Source organism: Nocardioides pyridinolyticus, assembly GCF_054653575.1.
Genome location: NZ_BAAIFY010000054.1, coordinates 1 through 6585, shown reverse-complemented (window position 1 = coordinate 6585; position 6585 = coordinate 1). Strand labels below are relative to the sequence as shown.

Annotated in this window: 6 protein-coding genes and 1 pseudogene; 5 read left to right on the top strand and 2 right to left on the bottom strand. The window is 68.6% G+C overall.

Annotated elements, in window-relative coordinates; genetic code table 11:
• Positions 1-285, bottom strand: a pseudogene (locus ACYQ0U_RS22410) (Fe-S oxidoreductase); the annotation flags it as partial.
• On the bottom strand, positions 282-743 hold the full coding sequence (locus tag ACYQ0U_RS22405) for a hypothetical protein (RefSeq protein WP_459976102.1): 462 nt from the start codon (positions 741-743) through the stop codon (positions 282-284). The pseudogene ACYQ0U_RS22410 and the gene ACYQ0U_RS22405, both read right to left, overlap by 4 nt.
• Before the next feature lie 350 nt (positions 744-1093).
• Here ACYQ0U_RS22405 and ACYQ0U_RS22400 point away from each other — a divergent pair, with 350 nt between their 5' ends.
• The 5 genes from ACYQ0U_RS22400 to ACYQ0U_RS22380 all read left to right on the top strand — a co-directional run.
• Positions 1094-2290, top strand: a complete 1197-nt coding sequence (locus tag ACYQ0U_RS22400) for a substrate-binding domain-containing protein (protein WP_459976101.1) — start codon at positions 1094-1096, stop codon at positions 2288-2290.
• Positions 2291-2430: 140 nt separating this feature from the next.
• A complete protein-coding gene (locus ACYQ0U_RS22395; protein ID WP_459976100.1) occupies positions 2431-3159 on the top strand; it encodes an SDR family NAD(P)-dependent oxidoreductase in 729 nt (242 codons plus the stop codon).
• A gap of 91 nt (positions 3160-3250) precedes the next feature.
• Positions 3251-4639, top strand: coding sequence for a YhfT family protein (locus ACYQ0U_RS22390; protein WP_459976099.1), 1389 nt, complete (start codon positions 3251-3253; stop codon positions 4637-4639).
• A gap of 122 nt (positions 4640-4761) precedes the next feature.
• Positions 4762-6390, top strand: a complete 1629-nt coding sequence (locus tag ACYQ0U_RS22385; protein WP_459976098.1) for a GMC family oxidoreductase — start codon at positions 4762-4764, stop codon at positions 6388-6390.
• A partial coding sequence (locus tag ACYQ0U_RS22380; RefSeq protein ID WP_459976097.1) for a hypothetical protein occupies positions 6387-6585 on the top strand: 199 nt, incomplete at its 3' end. The genes ACYQ0U_RS22385 and ACYQ0U_RS22380, both read left to right, overlap by 4 nt.

Below are 6585 nucleotides of genomic sequence, written 5' to 3'. Positions count from 1 at the left end.
CGCGTCGAAGAGCTGCCCGAACGCCGTGAGGAGCGTGAAGAACAGGAGCCCGAACCCGACGAAGACGAACCAGTGCGCGGCGCCGACCAGGGTCCACTGCAGCATCCGGGTGTGTCCCAGCGTCTCCTTGAGCAGGGCCGCGAGGCGGGCGCCCTTGTGGTCGGTGCGCTGGGCCGGCTGCCCGATCCGGACCACGCCCAAGATCCCCCGGACCGCGCGAACGAACAGGGCGGTGCCGACAGTGGCGATGGCCAACGAGATGACGATGGCGACGGTCTGGATCACGAGGCAGGCACGTCCGGCCACGGCATCGGGCTGCGGCCGGTGTCGACGTACCCGAAGTCCCCGTCCGGCGGTCCGGAGTGGCGCAACCGCAGCTGCTGGTCGCCCAGCGGCAGGTACCGGTGCTCGGCGCCCCGGTTGACCAGCAGGTCTCCGCCGGTCAGCACCACGCTGACCGGCCCTTCAGCGGTCCAGAACTGGAACAACCCTCGACCGGAGGTCAGGGTATGTGCCTCGACGACGCAGTTCGTGTGCCAGGCGCAGTGGGCGAGTTGCTCCTCCCCGGCGGCCGGGGGGGTGGCGTCGAAGGTGGCCCGCACGTGGCGCTCGCCCTCGCCGAGCACCGCCTCCACCACGCGACTCTCCTCGGCGCTACCCTCCTGCTCGATCGCGTGGATCTCGGTGCCGACGCTCGCGAGCAGGGCGCGTCCGCGCTCCTCGTCGATCTCGATGAACTCCATGGGTCCTCCGTGGGTCAGCGACGCTTCCGCTCGACGCAGGCGTGCGCTAGTGTGCAGTAGGTGCAATCCGAATGCACTATATGCACACGAAGTGGTGACGTCCAGCCCTCGATGACACTCGGGGCCGCTCCGAGGTTCGGGTGTTTTGCATGTCAACAACAAAACGTTCGTTTTGCTAGACGAATATGCCGCTGGTGTGCGCATACTTCTCCCCGTGACTGGCGTCACACGCGTCTAGCGCATGTTGTGAGTGCTGCATAGCGACTGCACATGATGAACAACGGAGGACCTTCCTTTCGCGGAAGACCCCCTCGATCCGCCTCCCACCGGGGCCGAACTCAAGGAGTCCAGTGACCACTAAGAAAAGGCGCATCTCCGTCGCCATGGCGTCGACGGCCGCGGTGCTGCTGCTCACCGCGGCCTGCAGCTCGGGATCCTCGGAAAGTGATGGCAGCGGTGCCGTCACCGACATCAACGCCGACAACCCCGCGTGTGCGGAGGACGCGGCCACCGCAGTGCCTGCCCTGGAGCCAGGCGAGATCGTCGGCGAGGGGCCCAACGGCGAGCCGGCCGCATCTCCGGACGACGTGGCGATCTCCGAGGAGGACGCCCAGAAGATCCGGGAAGGCAACTTCGAGGTCGCGCTGGTCTTCCAGTTCGCGGGCGACTGGCCCAACGGCCAGACTCGCGGGCTGACCGACGAGTTCAACAAGTACGGCGTCGAGATCATCAGCAACACCGAGGCCAACTTCAAGGTCGACAAGCAGATCGCGAACATCCAGAACGCGATCCAGCTGAACCCCGACGGCATCGTCAGCATCCCGGTCGACGACGTCGCCACCGCCCCGGCCTACAAGAAGGTGGGCGAGGCCGGCATCAAGCTGGTCTTCATGGACAACGCGGCGAAGGGGCTCACTGCTCCCGACGACTACCAGTCGGTGATCTCGGCGGACAGCCAGGGCAACGGCCAGATCGCTGCCGCCAAGCTGGCGTGCTACATCCCCGAGAACGGCACGGTCGGCATCGTCGACTTCGGCATCACGTTCTTCGTCACCAACCAGCGCACGAAGGGCGTCAAGGACTGGTTCGCCGAGAACCGCCCTGACGTGACGATCAAGGAGGCGGCGTTCACCGACCCGAACCAGGCCGGCGACGTGGCAGCGAACTTCCTCACGGCCAACCCGGATGTCCAGGGCGTCTTCGCGGTCTGGGACGGCCCGGCCGCCGGCGTCATCGCGGCGCTGCGCGCCCAGGGCCGGGACATTCCGGTGACCACCATCGACCTGGGCGACCAGGCCGCCACCGACATCGCGACCGGCGAGTACCTCAAGGGCGTCGGTGCCCAGCGCCCGTACGACCAGGGTGTCGCCGAGGCTCGGGCGATGATGCTGTCCCTGATCGGCAAGGAGGTTCCCGCGTGGATCGGGGTGCCGTCCCTTGCGGTGACCCAGAACAACCTGACCCAGGCCTACAACGACGCCTGGAAGAAGGACCCGCCGGACGCGGTGCTCCAGGCGTGCGAGGACGCAGCGCCCGACTGCCAGTGAGCCGGGAGTCCTAGTACTCGACGGCGCGTGGGCCGGGGCCGAAGGTCCCGGCCCACGCGTGTGTCCAGGGATAGGACTGAGACTGGACGTGACAGTGGTCATAACGTCATGATGTTTCTATCCGACACTGAAGGAGAGAAATGGCGCAGCGAATGACGGGACGGACCGTGCTCGTGACGGGCGGGGCCGGCGGAATGGGAGTGGCAAGCGTCCGCGCGCTCGCCGCCGAGGGCGCGCACGTCGGCGTGGCGGACATCAACGCGGACGCGGTCCGCGCGATCGCGGACGAGGTCGGCGGTTCGCCGCTGGTGCTCGACGTCACATCCCCCGACGACGTCGAGCGTGTGGTCACGTCGTTCGCCTCCGAGCGCGGCGGGATCCACGCGCTGGTGAACTTCGCCGGCATCGTGGACCCGCGACCGATGGACGAGATCGACCCCGAGTCGTGGAGCCGGGTCTTCGACATCAACGTGCGCGGTACCTGGCTGATGTGCAAGGCGGTGATCCCGCACATGCCGGCGGGTGGCTCGATCGTCAACATCGGCTCGCGCGCCGGGCTCGTCGGCGGCACCACGAGCGGTGCGAGCTATGCAGCCTCGAAGGCCGCGGTCATCTGCCTGACCAAGTCGGTCGCGAAGTTCGCCGCGGCCCAGGGGATCCGCGCCAACGTGATCAACCCCGGCTGCATCGAGACCCCCATGCTCGACAGCTTCGCACCCGAGGTCCAGGCGGCGATGCCGGGCCAGGCTGCTCTGGGCCGGCTCGGTCGGCCCGAGGAGATCGCCGACAGCGTGCTGTTCCTCGCCGGCGACGAGTCGTCGTTCATGACGGGGGCGCAGCTCAACGTCAACGGCGGCAGCCACATGTGACGGTCCGCCGCCCGTGACTTCCGGGGGCGCCCGCCCCAGGCCGAGCTCCGGCCGACCATTGACAGAGAGGTGAATCGTGCTGGGATCCGACGTGGCCCTGCCTATCCCGCTGCTCCCCGCCATCCCGCTGTTCGCGGCCATGGGGGCGTTGTCGACAGTGCTGGTCAACCGGAACGTGAGCGTGTTCCACGATGGCCTCCGGCCGATCATGCCCTCGCTCCGATCGGGTGAGATGAGCAGGCGCGAGGTCGCCAAGATCTCCTTCGCGCTGGCGCTCGCCTTCATCTGGGCGTTCGGCCTGCCGTACTCGGTGGGCTTCGTGATCCCGCTGATCTACCTGATCTACATCGCGACCGACTGGATCGGCGTGTCGCTGCCTGCCGACCTGGACCGGCGGTGGTGGCAGGGGAGTACGAACCGAAACGGCGTCCTCGGATCGCTCGTGCTCGGAGGTGCCTGGGGAGCAGGCGTTGCGCTGGGGCTCCACTTCCTGGCGAGGGGGATGGACAGCCTTCCGGTTCCCCTCGCCGAGGGCACCCAGCTGTTCACCGAACCCGTCGTCCAGGCCTTCTTCCTGTTCCCGGTCCTCACCATCTGCTACCACTACGGGCTCAAGGCGGGCATGTGGGCCTTCGGGTTGAGCACGGTGGTGTGGTTCGTCGCGACCGAGCTCGAGCTCACCCGGCCTTCGGTGTGGGCGTTCTGCGCAGCGCTCCTGTTCATGCTGGTCCTGCTGGTGCGCGAGGCGCGCGCTTCGGTGGGTGCGGACGAGCAGGTGCCGGCCGGCTGGCTGGAGGAGAAGCCCACGGCGGCCGGCGACGCACCGTCCTGGGCTGCCGAGGACGACGACGCCGAGGACGAGTCGGCGATGTTCGCCCGCAACGTGCGGCAGATCAAGCGCAACCTGCCCCTCATCGTGGTTCTCGCGGGGCTGAGCGGCGCGGCGTACAACGCCGGCGTCGTGGCGATGGATCCGTTCAGCGCGCACCTGTATGCCGTGCACCTGGTCGTGCCGGCCGCTCTGGTCATGCTGATGTGGGCCTTCGCCTTCCTGCCCATGAAGTTCACGACCGCGGTGGTGACCGGCACCATGGCGACCGGCACGTTCCTCGAGCCGGTCGTGGCTCTGCCGATGCCCAACCCGTACGTCGCTGCGGTGGCGGTCGCCGTGCTCCGCATCATCGAGGTCTACTGCCTGCTGCTGGTCATCGGGTGGATCGAGCGATGGCCGAACATCCGCGAGCTCGCGGACGTGATGCGGACGGCGATCTTCCAGGTGATGGAGATCGGATTCCTCGTGGGCGGGGCTCTGGCCGCTGCTGCCTGGGCCGGACAGTGGGGCGTCGCCGCCGTGGTCGCGGCCTGGTTCTTCAACGTCAAGGCCAAGGCTCCCGTCATGCCGATGTCGCTGGGTGCGATCGCTGCGCTCGGGGTGGGCGTGGTCGTCAACGTGTTCGCCGTGTTCGGCCTGAACCTGTAGGGGAACGGGTCGGCACGACCGGTCGGCGGCCGCCACGGCTCGTTGACAGCGGCGCTGCGCACTCGATAAGGTTGTGCAACATACGCGATGTCAATGCATATATTGCACAAAGGGAGGAAGTCATGACCGGGTCGCCCACCGCCGACGTCCTCATCGTGGGAGCTGGTGCGTCGGGCGCCACCGCCGCGAAGCACCTGGCCGCGGCGGGCTTCAGCGTCGTCGTGCTCGACCAGGGCGCCTGGACCAGTCAGAGCGACCTCCCCGGCGACAAGCCGGAGTTCGAGCTGCTCTGGGGCAACCACCAGTGGCACCCGGACCCGAACATGCGCTCGCGGGCCGAGGACTACCCGACCAACCTGGACGACTCCGAGCAGCCGGTCTACATGTACAACGGCATGGGCGGGAGCACGGTGTTCTTCGCCGGGGTCTGGAGCCGGCCGATGCCGTCGGACTTCCGGGTCCGCACCCTCGACGGCGTGGCCGACGACTGGCCCATCTCGTACGAGGACCTGCTGCCCCACTACGAGGCGACGGACTACGACATGGGTGTCTCGGGTCTCGCCGGGAACCCGGCGTACCCGCCCGGCGCCCCGCCGCCGTTGCCGGCCCACCCCATCCACCTGACCGGTCGCACGATGGCCGAGGGGCTCAACCGCCTCGGGTGGCACTGGTGGCCCGGGTACTCGGCGATCCCGTCGCGGCAGCATGGTCGCCAGGCGCAGTGCGAGCGGCTGGGCGTGTGTCGGACCGGCTGCGTGGTCGGGGCCAAGGGCTCGGCGGACGTCACGCTGCTGCCCGAGGCCCTGCGGCACGGGGCGCGGCTCGAGACCGGTGCGCGGGTCGCCCGGATCACCCTCGACGAGAACGGCCTGGCCAACGGTGCGGTGTACTTCCAGGACGGGCAGGAGAAGTTCCAGCCCGCCAAGGTGGTGCTGGTCGGCGCGAACGGGGTCGGCACGCCCCGGCTGCTGCTGATGTCGGAGTCGGCGCGATTCCCGAACGGGCTGGCCAACAGCTCGGACCTGGTGGGTCGGCGCCTGATGCTGCACCCTTTCGGCTCGGTGGTCGGTCTCTACGAGGACGACCTCGAGGACTGGGTCGGCCCGGCCGGCACCCAGATCGAGTGCATGGAGTTCTACGAGACCGACGCGTCGCGGGGGTTCGTCCGCGGCAGTAAGTGGCACGTGATGGGCACCGGCGGCCCGCTCGAGATGGCCACCCGCTGGCAGATCGGCGAGGGCGTCTCCGAGGAGCCGTTCTGGGGCGAGCAGTTCACCGCCAAGATGAAGCAGGCGGTGGGTCACTCCATCGACTGGATCGTGCACGCCGAGGACCTGCCCGAGGAGCACAACCGGGTCACGCTCGACCACGAGCTCTCCGACTCCGACGGCCTCCCGGGTGCGAAGATCAGCTACACGACATCGGAGAACACCCACCGCATCCTCGACTTCGGGCTCAACCGGGCACTCGAGGCGCACGAGGCCGCGGGTGCGACGAAGGCCTGGATCACGTTCCGCAACTTCTCCTCGGGCCACAACCTGGGCACGGCGAAGATGGGCGACGACCCGGCGACGTCGGTGGTGAACCGGTGGGGACGCACGCACGACGTGCCGAACCTGTACGTGATCGACGGCAGCGTGTTCCCTACCTCGACCGCCACGAACCCGACCTCGACCATCTGCGCGTTGGCGAGGCGCACCGCGGCGCACTTGGTGGAGAACCGGCGTGAGCAGGAGGTGTCGACGGCATGAGCATCACCAACGTGACCATCCAGCCGGCCGCTGCGCCGGCGTTGACCCCGCAGGAGCGGGACCGGTTGGCGTTGCTGGCGGACCGGTTGATCGCCGGTGGGGCGGGACTGCCCTCGGCCAGTGGTGCGGAGGTGCACACGCAGTGGATCGACCGGGCGATGGCGGTGCGTGCCGACCTCGACGGGGCGGTGCGGG

Excerpts from the sequence above, each read along its gene's own strand:
- ACYQ0U_RS22405 (WP_459976102.1), bottom strand. The coding sequence starts at position 743 with ATGGAGTTCATCGAGATCGACGAGGAGCGCGGACGCGCCCTGCTCGCG.
- ACYQ0U_RS22395 (WP_459976100.1), top strand. The coding sequence starts at position 2,431 with ATGGCGCAGCGAATGACGGGACGGACCGTGCTCGTGACGGGCGGGGCC.
- ACYQ0U_RS22385 (WP_459976098.1), top strand. The coding sequence starts at position 4,762 with ATGACCGGGTCGCCCACCGCCGACGTCCTCATCGTGGGAGCTGGTGCG.